Here is a 19,102-nt window from a genome sequence, read left to right as displayed (position 1 = left end):
GTCAGGCGCGCCTGGATTTCACCGAGTTCGATGCGCAAACCGCGGATCTTCACCTGATCGTCGTTGCGACCGAGGTATTCGATATTGCCGTCGGGCAGATAACGAGCGACGTCGCCGGTGCGGTACATCCGCCCATTACTCTGGAACGGGTCGTTGAGGAAGCGTTCGGCGTTCAGTTCCGGGCGATTCAGATAACCGCGCGCTACCTGCACGCCACCGATATACAGCTCGCCGACCACACCGTGCGGCACCGGTTGTTGCTGGGCATCAAGGATGTACATCCGGGTGTTGGCAATCGGTTTGCCGATCGGCGTGTTGTCCGGGGTGCTTTCCAGCGGCCCGGCGCAATTCCACGCGGTGACGTCCACTGCGGCTTCGGTCGGGCCGTAGAGGTTGTGCAATTGGCTGGCCGGCAATTGCTGCTTGAAGCGTCGCACCACGCTGCCCGGCAGCGCTTCGCCGCTGCACATCACTTGCCGCAGACTGCTGCAACGTGCGGTGTCGGCGTGGGCGAGAAAGACCTCGAGCATCGACGGTACGAAGTGCAGCGTGGTGATGTGTTCACGCTCGATCACTTCACTGAGGTACTGCGGATCCTTGTGCCCCTCGGGCCGGGCCATGACCAATCGAGCGCCGGTCATCAACGGCCAGAAGAACTCCCATACCGAGACGTCGAAGCTGAACGGGGTCTTCTGCAACACCGTGTCGCTGGCGGTGAGTTGATAGGCGTCCTGCATCCACAGCAGACGGTTGACCACCCCGGCGTGTTCGTTGATCACGCCTTTTGGTTGGCCAGTGGAACCGGAGGTGTAGATCACGTAGGCGGTGTGCTGCGGGGTCAACTCAGCGAGCGATAGATTGTCCGTCGGCAGCGATTGCCAGTGCGGCTGATCCAGATCGATCACCGGCACGGCGACTTCGCCGAGCAGCGAACGCGTCGAACCCTGCACCAGCACCGCCAACGGCGCGCTGTCCTCCAGCATGTAGGCCAGACGTTCCAGCGGATACGCCGGGTCCAGCGGCACATAACCGCCGCCGGCCTTGAGGATTGCCAGCAGCCCGACCACCATGTCCAGACCGCGCTCGACGCAGAGCGCCACCCGCGCATCCGGTCCTACACCCAATTCACGCAGGTGTCGCGCCAGTTGATTGGCCCGAGCGTTGAGTTCGGCGTAGCTCAGTTGCTGCTCACCCGCGACCACCGCTGGTGCCAGCGGCGAGCGCGCCACTTGCGCTTCGAACAGACCATGAATGGTCTGCTCAAGGTTGTAATCGACCTGCGTGGCATTGAACTCGACCAGCAAGCGCTGCTGTTCTTCCTGCGCCAGCAGCGGCGCGTGTTCCAGCACTGCCTGATCGTTGGTGACCATCGCCTGCAACAGGCGCAGGAAGTAACCGGTGAAGCGCTCGACCGTGCTCTGGTCAAACAACGCCGTGGCGTATTCCAGCGATCCGCGAATGCTGCCGTTGGACTCGCTGAGGCTCAGCGACAGGTCGAACTTGGCAAAGTGGCTCGGCTCGGCCACGCCTTCCAGCGTCAGTTCGCCGAGGGCCAGCGCCGGGCTTTCGAGGCCATCCCAACTGAGCAAGCTCTGGAACAACGGGCTGTGCGCCAGGCTGCGCACCGGCCGGGTGATTTCCACCACTTGCTCGAACGGCAGATCCTGATGCGCCTGCGCTTGCAGGGTTTGCGCCTTGACCCGCGCCAGCAGCGCTTCGACGCTCAGCTCGCCGGAGGTGTCGATGCGCAAGGCCAGAGTGTTGACGAACATGCCGATCAGGCCTTCGATCTCGGCGCGGGTGCGGTTGGCCACTGGCGAACCGATCACCACTTCAGCCTGCCCGGACAAACGGCTGAGCAGCATCGCCCAGGTACTCATCAGCGTCATGTACAGGGTCACGCCGTGACGCTGGCCCAAGGCTTTGAGCCCGGCGCTCAAGCGTTCGTCGAGCACGACGGCAACGCTGCTGCCGGCATAGTCCTGCTGCGCCGGGCGCGGCCGATCGGTCGGCAGCATCAGCAGTGCCGGGGCGCCAGCGAGGGTCTGTTGCCAGTATTCGCTCTGACGCTGCAGCACTTCGCCGCTGAGCCAGCGCCGTTGCCACACCGCGTAGTCGGTGTATTGCAGCGCCAGTGGCGCCAGTGGATCCGGCTGGCCATGACTGAACGCCTGATACAGCGCCATCAGTTCACGGGTCAAAACACCCATCGACCAACCGTCAGAGATGATGTGGTGCAGGGTCAGCAACAGCACATGGTGATCGTCGGCCAGACGTACCAGTCGCCCGCGAATCAACGGATCGTCCTGCAAGTCGAACGGCCCGGAGGCTTCGCCCTGAATCAGCGCCTGCAGGGTCTCGTCGGGTTGCGGGTGCTGACGCAGGTCTTCGACCCGCAGCAGCAGACCGGTGTCCACCGGGGCAATCAGCACCTGCGCTTCGTCGTTGAATTGCGCGAAGCGGCTGCGCAGGGTTTCGTGGCGGGCGACGATCCGTGCCAGCGCGCGTTGCAGCGCCGCGTCGTCGAGACGGCCACGCAGCCGCAGGGCCACGGGAATGTTGTAGGCGGTGTTGGCGCCTTCCATTTGCGCGAGGAACCACAGGCGTTGCTGGGCGAACGACAGCGGCAACGCGCCGTCACGCGGGACCGGCACGATCTGCGGTTGCGCACAGCGCCCGGCCTCGCTCAGCACTGCCGCGACCGCCGCCAGTTCGGCATTGGCGAACAGATCGCTCAACGCCAGCTCCACACCCAGGCGCTGGCGCACTTGCGAGACCATGCGCATCGCCAGCAACGAATGCCCGCCGAGTTCGAAAAAGTGATCCTGCCGCCCGACCCGTTCAACCTGCAGCACCTCGGCCCAGATCTGCGCCAGCGCGGTTTCCACCTCGCCTTCGGGCGCCGCGTACTCGCGGGTGAACAGCGCCGCCAGATCCGGCGCCGGCAAGGCCTTGCGGTCGACCTTGCCATTGGCGGTCAGCGGCAGCGCGGCGAGTTTGACGAACGCCGTCGGCACCATGTACTCCGGCAAACGGCTGAGCAATTGCGCGCGCAACTCGCCCACCGGCAGCGCTTCGACCTGCGCCTGCTCGGTGAAGTACGCCACCAGTCGCGGCTGGCCGGGTTGATCTTCGCGGGCCAGCAGCACCGCTTCCTGAATCCCCGGCAACTGGTTGAGGCAGGTTTCGATCTCGCCCAGCTCGATGCGCACGCCACGGATTTTCACTTGATCGTCGTTGCGTCCCAGGTACTCGATGTTGCCGTCCTCGCGCCAGCGTGCAAGGTCGCCGGTGCGGTACATCCGCGCGTTCGGCGCGCGGCTGAACGGGTCACGCAGAAAGCGCTCGGCAGTCATGTCCGGACGATTCAGGTAGCCACGGGCGACCCCGGCACCGCCAACGTACAACTCGCCAGCCACGCCAATTGGCACCGGGCGCTGCTGTTCGTCGAGCAGGTAGACCGTGGCATTGCTTACCGGTTTACCGATGTGCAGCGCATCGCCGCTTTGCACCAGACCTGAAGTCGCGACCACCGTGGCCTCGGTCGGGCCGTAGTTGTTGATCACGTCGAAATGCTGGTTGCGATTGAACTGACGCAAGCGGTCGCCGCCGATCAGCAACGTGCGCAGGGTCGGGTGTTCGAGGTTCTGGCTGAAGGCGTATTCGGCCACCGGCGTCGGCAGGAAGCTCACGTCCAGCGGCTGCGCGCACCACCACGCGAGCAAGGCATCGATGTCCTCGCCGCCCTCGTGAGTCGGCGCCAGATGCAGGGTCGCGCCCGCACACAACGCCGGCCAGACTTCCCAGGCCATCGCATCGAAGCCGAAACCGGCCAAGCTTGAGGTGTGACGCCCGGCACACAGGTCGAACGCGGTGCAGTGCCAGTCGACCAGATTGCTCAAGGTGTGATGTTCGACCATCACCCCCTTGGGCAGGCCGGTGGAGCCGGAGGTGTAGATCACGTAGGCCAGGTTTTCGGTACTCAGGCCGGGAACGCGCGGATTATGGGTCACGCCCTGCGGCCAGTTGCAGCGGTCGAGTTCGAGCACCGGCACGTTTAGCGCCGGCAGTCGCTCGCGCAGATGACTTTGGGTCAGTACGGCGACTGGCGCGCTGTCGTCGAGCAGGTAGTTCAAACGCTCGGCCGGATGCGCCGGATCAATCGGCACGTAACCGGCGCCGGCCTTGAGGATCGCCACCAGTCCCACCAGCGTGTCCAGCCCACGGCGGGCGACGATCGCCACGCGATCATCCGGTTTCACGCCCAAGCCGATCAGGTGCTGCGCCAAGGCGTTGGCCTGCTGATTGAGTTCGGCGTAAGTCAAATGCGCATCGGCAAACACCGCCGCCAGCGCGTCCGGCCGTTCGGCCACCTGCGCCTCGAAACGTTGCTGGATGGTCTGTGCAGTCGGGAAATCCACTTGAGTGGCATTGAACTCGAGCAGTACCTGCGCAAGCTCCGCCGCCGGCAGGATCGGCAGTTGATTGACCGGTGTCTGCGGCGCCTGCTCCAGCGCGAGCACGAGGTTTTCCAGCGCGCAGTGCAGGTAATCGCAGATGCGCTGCGGATCGGTCTGGGTGCTCGCCAGCAGGGTCAGGCTGAATGCATCACCGAGGTCATCGACACTCAGGGTCAGCGGATAGTTGCTGCGCTCTTCTGAGTGCAGGGTGGTGATGCCCTGCCACGCCGCGAGGGTTTCGGCGCTGGCAGTGGCCACGTTGTGGCTGTGACGATAATTGAGCAGTGTGCTGAACAGCGGGGTCGGCGCCACCACGTGGCTGCAGCGCTGAGCCAGGGCCAGCGGTGCGTGTTCGTGACGCATCAGCGTGGTCAACCGTGCGTGGGTGGCGTTGACCGCCGCGCGCACATCCTGCCCATCGATATTCACCCGCAACGGCAAGGTGTTGATGAAAATTCCCAGCGCCCTGTCAATCGCTTCGGCGCCCTGCATGCGGCCCATCAGCACGGTGCCGAACACCACCTGCTGCTTGCCGGTCAGCGCGGCCAGCACCTGCGCCCAGCCGAGATGGAACAGGCTGGCGACACTCACGCCAAGGGTTCGCGCCTGCGCCCGCAGACGCTGGCCCAATAACGTTGGCACCGGCACGCTGAGTTCGACGATTTCACTGCCGTCACCCTGCACATCCTGCAGACCATAAGGCAGCGTCGGCTCGTCGATATCGCTGAGCATTTCGCGGAAAAACGCCTCGTGCTCGTCCTCGCTGACGCCCAGACGCGCCTGCGCCACGTAGTTGCGAAACGGCACCGGGCGCCCGAGCCGTTCACGCTGCCCGGTGAGGCAGGCGCGCATTTCGTGGCGCACCACGTCGAGGGCCGAGTGGTCGAGCGCCATGTGATGGAACAACAGCGTGGCGATCACCCGTTGCCCGGCTTCATCCCAGGCGTGGGCCAGACGCATCAGTGGCGCCAGGGTAACGTCGAGGCGGAAGTGCCGGGCGTCGAAACGCTCATGCAGATACGCCAGCACGTCGCCATTTGCATCAGGCAACGTCACCTCTTCCACTGGCAGTTCGGCCCGACGCCAGACCACCTGCACCGGCGCATCCAGCCCTGCCCAATGCACAGCGGTGCGCAGAATGTCATGGCGATCGATCACCGCTTGCAGCGCTTGAGCGAACGCTTGAAAACGCTCGCGGCTGGCAAAGGCGAAATGCGATTGCATGACATACGGATCACCGTCACCGCCACTCACGTGGTGATACAGGATGCCTTCCTGCAGCGGCGCCAGCGGGTAGATGTCCTGCACGTTGGCCGCGCCGCCAGGGACTTGTGCGACGAGGTGGTCGATGGTCGCCTGGTCGAGCTCGACCAGCGTCAGCATCGCCGGGGTGATGCGCGTGGTACCCGCAACAATGCCGTTGGCCGGCACTTCGACCTGGCCGTGCTTGCTGGCCGAGTACTGCCCGGCCTTGATCAGTTCGATCAGCGCCGGTTTGTGCTCGCGCAACAGCGCCAGCAACGCCGGGTCGTTCAACGCCTGCTTGTTGCCATTGACCCGCAATTGGTCGTCCGCGACCGCCAGCTGGATATCTTTAGCCTTCAATGTGGCCAACAGTTCGATCACGTTCACAGGACGATCTCCATTCGTTCGGTAATTGCGGCGTAGCCTGCCAAGGTCGGATGTTCGAACAGCGACCTGACATCGGCTTCCATGCCTTCCTGACGCAGCCGGCCGATCAGACTGACCGCCAGCAGCGAGTGACCACCCAGTTCAAAGAAATGATCGTGGCGCCCTACCCGCTCGACGTTGAGCAACTCTGCCCAGAGCCGTGCGAGGGTGATTTCCACTTCGCCCACCGGGGCTTCGTATTCGCGGGCGGTCAGCGCCGCCAGATCCGGGGCCGGCAGTGCCTTGCGGTCGAGTTTGCCGTTGGGGCTGAGCGGCAATGCATCGAGGTGCACGAACAGCGCGGGCACCATATAGTCCGGCAGGTGCTCCAGCAGATGGCTGCGCAGCACGTCGATTTCCAGGCGTGCGCCGGTGTAGTACGCCACCAGACGCTTGTCGCCGGATGCATCTTCGCGGGCCAGTACGGCGGCTTCCTGCACGCCATCGATCTGGGTCAGGCGTGCCTGGATTTCACCGAGTTCGATGCGCAGGCCACGGATCTTCACCTGATCGTCGTTACGGCCCAGGTATTCGATATTGCCGTCCGGCAGATAGCGGGCGACGTCGCCAGTGCGGTACATCCGCCCATTGGCCTGGAACGGATCGTTGAGGAAGCGCTCGGCGTTCAGCTCCGGGCGATTCAGATAACCGCGCGCCACCTGCACGCCACCGATATACAGCTCGCCGACCACGCCGTGCGGCACCGGTTGTTGCTGGGCATCGAGGATGTACATGCGGGTGTTGGCGATCGGTTTGCCGATCGGCGTGTTGTCTGGCGTTTGTTCCAGCGGCCCGGCGCAGTTCCACGCGGTCACGTCCACCGCAGCCTCGGTCGGGCCGTAGAGGTTGTGCAATTGGCTGGCCGGCAGTTGCTGCTTGAAGCGCCGTACCACGCTGCCCGGCAACGCTTCGCCGCTGCACATGACTTGCCGCAGGCTGCTGCAGCGTGCGGTGTCAGCATGAGCGAGGAACACATCGAGCATCGACGGAACAAAGTGCAGCGTGGTGATCTGTTCGCGTTCGATGATTTCGCTGAGGTACTGCGGATCCTTGTGCCCCTCGGGCCGGGCCATGACCAGACGTGCGCCGGTCATCAGCGGCCAGAAGAACTCCCAGACCGAGACGTCGAAGCTGAACGGGGTTTTCTGCAATACCGTGTCGCTGGAGGTCAGTTGATAGGCGTCCTGCATCCACAGCAATCGGTTGACCACCCCGCTGTGTTCGTTGATCACGCCTTTCGGTTGGCCAGTGGAACCGGAGGTGTAAATGACGTAAGCGGTGTGCTGCGGGGTCAGTTCGGCTACTGAAAGGTTGTCGGCAGGCAGCGATTGCCAGTGCGGCTGATCCAGATCGACCACCGGCACTGAGACTTCGCCGAGTAACGAACGCGTGGTTCCCTGCACCAGCACCGCCAACGGCGCGCTGTCTTTCAGCATGTAGGCCAGACGCTCCAGCGGATACGCCGGGTCCAGCGGCACATAACCGCCGCCAGCCTTGAGGATCGCCAGCAGCCCGACCACCATGTCCAGACCGCGCTCGACGCAGAGCGCCACCCGTGAGTCCGGCCCTACGCCCAATTCGCGCAGGTGCCGCGCCAGTTGATTGGCCCGGGCATTGAGTTCGGCGTAGCTCAGTTGCTGCTCACCCGCGACCACGACGGGTGCCTGTGGCGAGCGCTCCACTTGCGCTTCGAACAAGCCATGAATGGTCTGCTGAAGATCGTAATCGACGTCCGTGGCATTCAGGCCGAACAGCAACTGCTGGCGCTCGGCATCCGCCAGCACCGGCAGGCGGTTCAAGGCCTGCTGCGGTGCCTGCTCCAGCGCCTCGACCAGCCCCGCCAACGCCTGCTGCATGTAGCCACACACCCGCGCCGCGCCAATCGGCGCAGGGGTCATGGCCGTGAGATCAAAGCCCTGCCCCAGGTCATCGACGTTGAAGCTCAGCGGATAGTTGGTGCGCTCCTCGCTGGACAGATTTTCGATGCCTTGCCAGGCCAGGCGATTGGCTTGCAACTGTTCCGCGCTGACGCTGTGCCGGTAGTTGAGCATGGCGCTGAACAGCGGCGACGGCGCCGCCACCCCGCTGCAACGCTGGGCCAATGCCAGTGACGCATGTTCATGGCCGAGCAATGCGGTCAGTTGCGCATGGGTGGCGCGCACCCCGGCCCGTACCGAAACATCGCCCAAATCCACCCGCAGCGGCAGCGTGTTGATGAACATCCCCAGGCCGCGATCGGCGCCGGTACCGCCCTGCATCCGCCCCAGCAGCACGGTGCCGAACACCACGCGCGCATGTCCGGAGGTCGCCGCCAATACCTGGGCAAATGCCAGATGGAACAGGCTCGCGACACTAACGCCCAGCTGCCGCGCCTGGCTGCGCAAACGCTGCGCCACGGCGTCCGGCAGGCGCTGACGGACTTCTTCGATGTCATGGCCGTCACCGTGCACATCCAGCAGACCGAACGGCAGTGTCGGCTCGTCGATCTCGCCGAGCATCGCGCGGAAGAACGCTTCATGCTCCTGCTCGCTGACGCCCAGCCGGGTCTGCGCCACGTAATTGCGATACGGCACGGCGGGTATCAGGGCTTCGCCGTGACCGAAGAGCAGCGCCTGCAGTTCCTGCTGCACCACTTCCAGCGCCGTGTGATCCATGGCGATGTGATGGAACAGCAGCATGGCGACCACTCGATCATTGGCCGGGTCTTGTGCATAGACCAGGCGAATCAACGGCGCCTGACTGAGGTCGATGCGGTAATGCCGCGCGTCGAAGCGCTCATACAACTGCGCCAGAACATCACCGGCGGCCGGGTCGAGTGCGACTTCCTGCACCGGCAGTTGAGCTTCGCGCCAGACCACTTGCACCGGCGTCGACAACCCTTCCCAGACCACTCCGCTGCGCAGAATGTCGTGACGTGTCATGACCTGGCGCAGCGCGGCGGCAAAGGCGTGCAAGCGTTCAAGGCTGTCGAATGCCAGGCGCGATTGCAGCAGGTATGGATCGCCCTGTTCGGCGCTCAAGTGGTGGTAAAGAATGCCTTCCTGCAACGGTGCCAGCGGATAAATGTCCTGCACGTTGGCGGCACCGCCCGGCACCGTGGCAACGATCCGCTCGATGCTCTGCTGATCCAGTTGCAGCAGGGTCAGCATGTCTGGCGTGATGTGCGTGCAACCGAGTGGAATCAGATTGACCGGCACCGCGACTTCGCGACCGCTGCCGACGGCGGCCGCCAGCGCGGCGAGGGTTGGCTGGCTGAACAGCACGCGCACGTCGGTGCTCAGGCCGAGCTGACGCATGCGCTCGATCAGGGTCACCGCCAGCAGCGAATGGCCGCCCAGTTCAAAGAAGTTGTCGTGACGACCGACCTGTTCGACTTGCAGCACCTCGGCCCAGACCTGCGCCAATGCGGTTTCCACCGGCCCTTGCGGCGCGGCGTATTCGCGGCTGAGCCAGGCGTCCTGATCCGGTTCTGGCAAGGCCTTGCGGTCGAGTTTGCCGTTGGCGGTCAGCGGCAGCGCCTCAAGCCGCACGTAAGCTGCCGGCACCAGTGCCTGTGGCAGACGCGCTTGCAGATGCGCACGCAGCTCTTCGATATCGACCGCTGCGCGCGCAGTGAACCAGGCGATCAACCGCGCCTCGCGTACCAGCACCACCGAGTCCTGCACCGCTGGATGGCTGGACAGCGCAGCTTCGATTTCCCCCAGTTCCACCCGCACGCCGCGCAGTTTGACCTGATCGTCGTTACGCCCCAGGTACTCGATATTGCCGTCGGCCAGCCAGCGCGCGAGGTCACCGGTGCGGTACATGCGCGCCTGCGGTTCGTCACTGAACGGGTCGTCGAGGAAGCGTTCGGCGGTCAGCTCGGGACGGTTCAGATAACCACGGGCCACACCCGCGCCACCGACGTACAGCTCGCCCGCCACGCCAACCGGCACCGGGCGTTGCTGTTCATCGAGCAGGTAGATCCTGGCGTTGCTCATCGGCCGGCCGATATGCAGCAGCTGTCCGGCATTGATTTGCCCGGAGGTCGCGACCACCGTGGCTTCGGTCGGGCCGTAGTTGTTGATCACGGCAAACGTCTGCTCACGCGAGAACTGGCGCAACTTGTCGCCACCGATCAACAGCGTGCGCAAGGTCGGGTGACCCAGCTCACGACTGAAGGCGTATTCGGCAATCGGCGTCGGCAGGAAGCTCACTTGCAACGGCTGCGCGCGCCACCAGTCGAGCAGTTCATCGAGGTGTTCGTTACTGATCGACGGCGGCGGCAGGTGCAGGGTCGCGCCGACACACAGCGCCGGCCAGACCTCCCAGGCCATCGCGTCGAAACCGCAACCTGCGACGCTGGCGGTGTGGCTGCCGGCGCGCAGGTCGAACGCCTCACAGTGCCAGTGCACAAGGTTTTCCAGGGTCGCGTGTTCGACCATCACGCCTTTCGGCTGGCCGGTCGATCCCGAGGTGTAGATCACGTAGGCCAGATGCGCCGGGGTCAACGTCGGCAGTTGCGGATTGGTCTGCGGCAGGTGTTGCCAGAGGACGTGGTCCAGATCGATCACCGGCACCCGGCCCAGCAGCTCGCGGGTCGATCCCTGCGCCAGCACCGCCACCGGATCGCTGTCCTGCAACAAATACGCGATGCGTTCGGCCGGGTACGCCGGATCGACCGGCACGTAACCGGCGCCGGCCTTGAGAATCGCCAGCAGCGCCACCAGCATCTGCGGACTGCGTTGCAGGCACACGGCAATCCGGTCGTCCGGTTGCACGCCGAGGCCCAGCAAGTGATGCGCCAGGCGATTGGCCTGCTGATTGAGTTGCGCATAGGTCAGTTGCTGCGTGCCCTGCACCACCGCCAATGCCTGCGGCTGCTGCTCGGCCTGCGCTTGCACCAGCGTCTGAATCGTTGCACCGCGCGGATACGCCGCCGCAGTCGGGTTGAAACCGACCAGCAAGCGCTCGTATTCCTCGACCGCAAGAATCGGCAAGCGGTTGAGCGGACGTTGCGGCGCCTGTTCCAGCGCGTGCACCAGATGCTCCAGCGCGGTGTGCATGTAGCCGCAGATCCGTTGCGCGCCGATCTGCGCCAACGCCAGCACGGACAGGGAAAAACCTTCGCCCAGATCGTCGACGCTGAGGGTCAGCGGATAGTTGCTGCGTTCTTCGCCGCCAAGCAATTGCACGCCTTCCCAGATGCCCTGACCGTCATGCGGCTGCGCTTCGGCAGCGGTATGCCGGTAGTTGAGCAAGGCGCTGAACAGGGGCGCCCCGGACACCGCGCTGCAACGCTGGGCCAGCGCCAATGGCGCGTGTTCATGGGCCAGCAACGCGGTCAGCCGTGCGTGGGTAGTCTTGACCGCAGCGCGCACGCCTTCGCTGACATCCACCCGCAGCGGCAAGGTGTTGATGAACACGCCGAGGGTGCGATCCGCGCCTTCACCGCCCTGCAAACGACCCAACAGCACCGTGCCGAAGACCACATCGCGGCGGTTGGCAAGCACGCCCAGCACCTGCGCCCAGGCCAGGTGCATCAGGCTCGCCGGGCTGACACCCAACTGCCGCGCCTGTTCACGCAGGCGCAGGGTCAACCCGGCATCCACGGCTTGCTGCGCCTCCTCGATGTCGCCGCCATCGCCTTGCACGTCGTGCAGACCAAACGGCAGGGTCGGTTCATCGATATCGCCGAGCATGTCGCGGAAGAACGTTTCGTGCTCCTGCTCGCTGGCGCCCAGACGCGCCTGCGCCACGTAGTTGCGGTACGGCATCGGCGTGCCGAGGCTGTCGGCCTGATTGAACATGAACGCGCGCATTTCCTGGCCCACCACCTCCATGGCGGTGTGGTCGAGAATCAAGTGCTGGAACAGGATGATCGCCACCACCCGTTGCTGCGCCGGGTCTTCGGCGTAGACGATGCGCATCAGCGGCGCCTGGCTCAGGTCGAGGCGGTTGTGCCGGGCATCGAACCGCGCGTGCAACTGTTCGAGGACGTCGCCCTGCGCCGGATCCAGCGGCACCGCTTGCACCACCAGCGGCGCCTGACGCCAGACCACTTGCTGCGGACTCGCCAGCCCTTCCCAGACCACACTGGTGCGCAGAATGTCGTGGCGCGCGATGACCTGCTGCAAGGCTTGGCTGAAGGTGCGCAAGCGCTCGACGCTGTCGAAGATCAGCCGCGATTGCAGCAGGTACGGATCGCCCTGTTCGGCGCTCAAGTGGTGGTAAAGAATGCCTTCCTGCAACGGTGCCAGCGGATAGATGTCCTGCACGTTGGCGGCCCCGCCCGGCACGGTGGCGACGATGCGCTCGATGCTCGCTTGATCGAGTTCAGTCAGGCTGAGCATGTCCGGGGTGATGCGGGTGCAGCTCGGCGGAATGCGGTTGGCCGGCACCTCGATTTCGCGACCGCTGCCCACAGCGGCCGCCAATGCAGCCAGGGTCGGCTGATTGAACAGCACGCGCACGTCGGCTGCGAGGTCAATCTGGCGCATGCGTTCGATCAGGCTCACCGCCAGCAGCGAATGCCCGCCCAATTCGAAGAAGTTGTCGTGACGCCCGACCCGCTCGACTTTCAGCACGTCGATCCAGATCTGCGCCAGCGCGGTTTCCACCGCACCGTGGGGCGCTTCATATTCGCGGCTGAGCCACGCGCCCTGCTCCGGTTCCGGCAAGGCCTTGCGGTCGATTTTGCCGTTGGCGGTCAACGGCAACGCATCCAGACGTACGTAGGCCGCCGGCAACAGCGCATCCGGCAAGCGTGCCTGTAAATGCGTGTGCAACTGCTGAATATCGACCGCCGTGCGCTCGGTGAACCAGGCAATCAGCCGTCCATCGCGGACCAGCACCACGGCTTCCTGCAGCGCAGCGTGGCTGCCGAGCGCGGCTTCGATTTCACCGAGTTCGATACGTACGCCACGCAGTTTGACCTGATCGTCGTTGCGCCCCAGGTACTCGATATTGCCGTCGGCCAGCCAACGCGCCTGATCGCCGGTGCGGTACATGCGCGCCTGCGGCTCATCGCTGAACGGATCGAAGAGGAACTGCGCCGCGCTCAGCTCGGGGCGATTCAGATAACCCCGCGCCACGCCCGCTCCACCGACATACAACTCGCCCGCCACACCCACCGGCACCGGGCGCTGCTCGGCGTCCAGCACATAGATTCTGGCGTTGGCGATCGGCCGGCCGATATGCAGCGGCTGATCCAGTTCGACCGGCCCCGAGGTGGCGACCACCGTGGCTTCGGTCGGGCCATAGTTGTTGATCACGTCGAAGGTTTGCGCACGACTGAACTGACGCAGTCGGTCGCCGCCGATCAGCAGCGTGCGCAAGGTCGGGTGCTGCAACTGCCGGCTGAACGCGTATTCGGCCACCGGCGTCGGCAAGAAGCTGACCTGCAACGGCTGCGCGCACCACCAGTCGAGCATCTCGTCGAGGTGCTCGTTGCGGATCGACGGCGGCGGCAGGTGCAAGGTCGCGCCGACACACAGTGCCGGCCAGACTTCCCAGGCCATCGCATCGAAACCGAAGCCGGCGACGCTCGCGGTCTGGCTGCCGGCCTGCAAGTCGAAAGCTTCGGCGTGCCAGTGCACAAGGTTTTCCAGGGTCGCATGCTCGACCATCACCCCTTTCGGTTGGCCGGTGGAGCCGGAGGTGTAGATCACGTACGCCAGATGCTTCGGCGTCAATGCCGGCACCTGCGGATTGGCATCCGACAGGTGCTGCCAGAGGTCGCGGTCCAGATCGATGACCGGCACGCCACCGAGCAGATCGCGAGTCGATGCCTGCGCCACGACCGCCACCGGGGCGCAGTCCTGCAACAGGTAGGCGATGCGTTCCGGCGGATACGCCGGATCAACCGGCACATAACCGGCGCCGGCCTTGAGGATTGCCAGCAGCGCGACCAGCATGTCTGGGCTGCGCCGGGCGCACAGGGCGACCCGGTCATCGGGCTGCACGCCAAGGCCGATCAGGTGATGCGCCAGGCGATTGGCCCGCTGATTGAGTTCGCCATAGCGCAACTGCTGCGCACCTTGCACCGCCGCCAAAGCCTCGGGGTGCGCGGCGGCCTGGGCCTCGACCAAACGCTGCACGGTTTGCGCCGGCGGGTAGTCGCGACCGGTGATGTTAAAGCCGACCAGAACCCGCTGACGCTCGCTCGGCGACAGCACCGATATCTGCCGCAGCGGCGTGGCCGGATTGTGCTCGAGGGCGGTCAGCAGGTTGTGCAGCGCGGTCTGCAAGTAATCGCAGACCCGTGCGCCATCCACTTGTGGCACCGCTTGCACGCTCAGGCGGAAACCGGTGCCGAGGTCATCGACGCTGACCACCAGCGGATAGTTGCTGCGCTCGCGCGAGCTGAGAATCTCGATCCCGTCCCAGGTCACGCCTGCCGGTTCGGCCGCGCTGTGACGATAGTTGAGCAAGCTGCTGAACAGCGGCAGCGACGCGGCCACACCGCTGCAACGCTGGGCCAGCGACAGTGAGGCCTGCTCATGCGCCAGCAATTGCGCCAGACGCTCATGAGTAGCGCGCACGCCTTGCTCTACCGAGGTAGCGCCAACACTGACCCGCAACGGCAAGGTGTTGATGAACATGCCGAGTGCGCGATCGGCGCCCTCGCCGCCCTGCATGCGCCCGAGCAGCACGGTGCCGAACACCACCTCTTCGCGCCCCGAAACCTGCGCCAGCACCTGGCCCCAGGCCTGGTGCACCAGACTGGCGGCGCTGATGCCGAGGCGGCGCGCCTGCTCGCGCAAGCGCTGGGCCACGCTCGAATCCAGCGCCTGCTCGCTGTCGACAATGGTGCTGCCGTCGCCATGTACGTCCTGCACACCGAAGGCCACGGTCGGCTCGTCGATGTCGCCGAGCATGTCGCGGAAGAACGCTTCATGCGCCTGAGTATCGGCGTGCTGTTGCGCCTGCGCCACGTAGTTGCGGTACTGCACCGGCATCGGCAACTCGGCACCGCTCGGGTACAGGCTGTCGTTCATTTCCGCGAGCAACACTTCCAGTGCGGTGTGGTCGAGCACGATGTGGTGCAGCAACAGGATGCCGACCCAGCGCTGCTGTTCCCGGTCTTCGGTGTAGGCCAGACGCATCAGCGGCGCGCGGCGCAGGTCGAGGCGGTAGTGCCGTGGATCGAACCGCGCCTGCATCTGCTCCAGCACATCGCCCTCCAGCAGGTCGGCATCGACCCGTTCCAGCGCCAGCGGCGCCTCGCGCCAGACCACTTGCGCCGGTTCTTCAAGCCCTTCCCAGACCACGCTGGTGCGCAGAATGTCGTGGCGCTCGATCACCGCGTTCAACGCACGGACGAAGGCCTTGATCTGCGCCAGTCCGGCGAAGGCAAATTGCGCCTGCAACACGTACGGGTCACCGGCGCTGGTCGCCAGATGGTGATAGAGGATCCCTGCCTGCAGCGGTGCCAGGCCATAGATGTCCTGCACATTGGCAACGCCGCCGGGCACAGTGGCGACCACGCGGTCGATGGCGGCCTGATCCAGCGTGGCCAGCGGCAGCATGTCCGGGATGATCCGCGTGCAATCGGCGGCAATCAGATTGTCCGGCACCCGCAGGGCGTGATTGTGACTCAAGGTCGCCGCCAGCGCCGCCACACTCGGCTGGCCGAACAGCACGCGCACGTCGCACTGCAAGTCGTGCTGGCGCATGCGTTCGATCAGTTTCACCGCCAACAGCGAATGACCGCCGAGCTCGAAGAAATTGTCGTGCCGCCCGACCTGCTCGACACCGAGCAGGCTCTGCCAGATCCCGGCGATCAGGGTTTCCACCGGCCCCAGCGGAGCTTCGAAGCCGCGCCGGGCAAACGCATCGCTGTCCGGTTGCGGCAAGGCTTTGCGATCAAGCTTGCCGTTGGTGGTCAGCGGTATGGCGTCGAGGCGCACAAAGGCGCTCGGCACCATGTAGTCGGCCAGCGATTGCAGCAACGCGTCGCGCAATTGCGCGGCGCTCGGTTCAGTGCCTTCGGCGGCCAGCCAGTAGGCCACCAGACGCTTGTCACCGGGGCTGTCTTCGCGGGCAATCACCAGCGCTTCGCGCACACCGGCGCAGGCGGCGAGGCGAGCTTCGATTTCACCGAGTTCGATGCGAAAACCACGGATCTTCACTTGATCGTCGTTGCGCCCGAGGTATTCGAGGCTGCCATCCGCTGACCAGCACGCCAGGTCACCGGTCTTGTACAGTCGCGCCTCGGCACGGCCGCTGAACGGGTCGGCGATAAAGCGTTCAGCAGTCAGCGCTTCACGATTGAGATAACCCCGGGCAACCCCGGCGCCGCCGACGTACAACTCGCCGATCACGCCGGCCGGCACCGGTTCGCGCTGCGCGTCGAGCACGTACAGTTGCAGGTCGGGAATGCCCACACCGATCGGGCTGCGCCCGACCAGTAGCGAGTCCGCTGCCTGCAGTGGCCGATAGGTCACGTGCACCGTGGTTTCAGTGATGCCGTACATGTTCACCAGCCGCGTACCGGCATTGCCGACCCGCGCGTACCATGGTTTAAGCAGGCCCGGCTCCAGGGCTTCGCCGCCGAAAATCACTTCGCGCAACGAGTGCTGCAACGGGCTGCGCCCCTGCGCGGCGATCAACTGGCGGAAGGCGCTCGGGGTCTGATTGAGCACGGTGACGCCAGTGCGGCACAGCAGCGCGTAGCAGTCGTCCGGCGAGCGGCTCACGGCCTGCGGCACCAGCAATAATTGCCCGCCAAACGCCAGCGCACCCCAGATTTCCCACACCGAGAAGTCGAAAGCGAAGGAATGGAACAGCGCCCACACGTCCTGTGGGTTGAAGTTGAACCAGTCGTGGGTCGCCGAAAACAGCCGCACCACATTGCGATGTTCGACCATCACGCCTTTGGGCAGCCCGGTAGAGCCCGAGGTGTAGATCACATAGGCGAGATGACTTGGAGTCAGCTCGGGAATCTGCGGATTGCTGCTGAGTTCAGCCTGCAACTGCACGCTGTCCAGATCGATGATCGGCACGCCAAGCGCGCCAACCCGGTCCAGCGTATCGGCCTGGGTCAGCACCGCCACCGGGGCGCTGTCCTCCAGGGTGTAAGCGATGCGCTCCAGTGGATACGCCGGGTCGATCGGCACGTAACCGGCGCCGGCCTTGAGGATACCGAGCAGGCCGATGATCATCTGCGGGCCGCGCTCAACGCAGATCGCCACGCGCTGATCCGGGCGAACCCCCTGCGCCAGCAGGTGATGCGCAAGTTGATTGGCGCGGCGATTGAGTTCGCCATAGCTCAGCGTCTGCTCCTCGAACAGCAGCGCTGTGGCCTCGGGGCGCGCCGCCGCGTGGGCTTCAAACTGCTGGTGAATCAGCGGGGTTTCCGGGAACTGTGGCAACGGCGAGTTGACCCCGTGCAGCAGATAATCGCGCTCGGTCGCCGGCAGAATGTTCAGACGTTGCAGCGGCGCATCCGGGGTCGATTGCAAGGCCTGCAGCAGGCTGTGCAACGCGGTGTGCAGATAAGCGGCGATGCGTTGCGCGCCCAGCGCCGCATCCGCCAGCGCGGTGATGCGCAAGTCTTCGCCGAGGTCGTCGATGTTGATCGTCAGCGGGTAGTTGGTGCGTTCGCGGGCGCCCAGCACTTGCACGCCGGGGGCCAGTTCGCTGACCTCGGCGATCTCTTCACTGCTGCTGTGGCGATAGTTGAGGATCGCGCTGAACAACGGCGTCGGCACCGCCACCGCACTGCAACGCTGGGCCAGGGCCAGCGAGGTCTGTTCATGACCGAGCAACGCGGTCAGGCGTCGATGGGTGGCCAGCACCCCGGCACGCACGCCGTCCTGCCCGACATCCACGCGCAGCGGCAAGGTGTTGATGAACATCCCCAGTGCCTGTTCGCCGCCCTCACCCGCCTCCATCCGCCCCAGCAACACGGTGCCGAACACCACGGCGGTGCGGCCCGACAACTGGCCGAGCACCCGCGCCAGTGCCAGGTGCATCAGGCTCGCCACACTGACGCCGAGCTGGCGCGCCTGGCCGCGCAGTTGCCGGCTGAAATCGGTGTCGAGCATCAGCAAGGCTTCTTCGATGCCTTGGCCATCGCCCTGCACATCCTGCAGACCACAGGGCAAGGTCGGCTCGTCGATGTCGGCGAGCATCTCGCGGAAAAACCCTTCATGGGATTTTTCGTCCAGGCCCATGCGCGCCTTGGCCAGGTGATCACGGTACGGCACCGGCGGCCCGACCTGCGCGGTCTGGCCCAGCAGATGCGCGCGGGTTTCACGGCGCACCACGTCGAGCGCGACGTGGTCCATGATCAGGTGATGAAACAGCAACAGCGCGACCACGCGCCCGTTGGCCGGATCCATGGCGTACACCAGACGCAGCAGCGGCGCCTGCCGGATGTCGAGGCGGAAGAACCGTGGGTCGTGGCGCTCCAGCAGTTGCGTCAACACATCCGCGCCCGGGTCGAGGGCGATTTCTTCGCAGTGCAGACGAGCCTGACGCTGCACCACTTGCAGCGGTTCATCCAGGCGTTCCCAGACGAACGAGGTCCGCAGGATGTCGTGGCGTTCGATCATCCATTGCAGCGCCTCGGCGAAAGCCTCCAGCCGTTCGCGGCTGTCGAAGGCGAATCGCGCTTGCGACACGTAGGGGTCACCGGCGGGCGCCGACAGGTGCAGATAGAGCATGCCTTCCTGCAGCGGCGCCAGCGGGTAAATGTCCTGCAGGTTGGCGGCGCCGCCGGGTACTTTGGCGACCAGGCGATCGATGGTCGGCTGATCCAGAGTCACCAGCGGCAGCATGTCCGGGGTGATGCGAAACGCCGGGCTCAGCCAGTCGCCACCGTTTTGCGCGACCAGTTCCAGCAACTGCGCCTTGTGTTCGCTGAGGCTGTCCCACAACGCATCGTCCAGCGCGTCGTCGCTGCCCAGAATGACCAGGTCTTCATCTTCCTGTTGAAGGCGGATCGCATGGGTGGAAAGAACAGCCATCAGTTCGCTGAAATGCAT

2 protein-coding genes (1 of these 2 only partly in view) are annotated in these 19,102 nt (G+C 65.0%); both read right to left on the bottom strand.

Translation table 11 applies throughout. The annotated features are described in order from the left end of the window. Window positions 1–6,092, bottom strand: the beginning of a protein-coding gene (locus E4T63_RS11905; RefSeq protein ID WP_135295542.1) for a non-ribosomal peptide synthase/polyketide synthase. The gene continues 11,752 nt to the left of window position 1, outside the view; the window shows 6,092 of its 17,844 coding nt (coding positions 1–6,092); the start codon lies at window positions 6,090–6,092; its stop codon lies off the left edge, out of view. After that, window positions 6,089–19,102: a non-ribosomal peptide synthetase gene (locus tag E4T63_RS11900; RefSeq protein ID WP_135295541.1), complete on the bottom strand. Its 13,014-nt coding sequence runs from the start codon at window positions 19,100–19,102 to the stop codon at window positions 6,089–6,091. The genes E4T63_RS11905 and E4T63_RS11900 overlap by 4 nt, the downstream gene beginning before the upstream one ends.

It is taken from the genome of Pseudomonas fluorescens (assembly GCF_004683905.1).
Taxonomy (GTDB): domain Bacteria; phylum Pseudomonadota; class Gammaproteobacteria; order Pseudomonadales; family Pseudomonadaceae; genus Aquipseudomonas; species Aquipseudomonas putida_A.
Note: the sequence above shows the minus strand (reverse complement) of the source record. Positions and strands in the feature narration are given on the sequence as shown.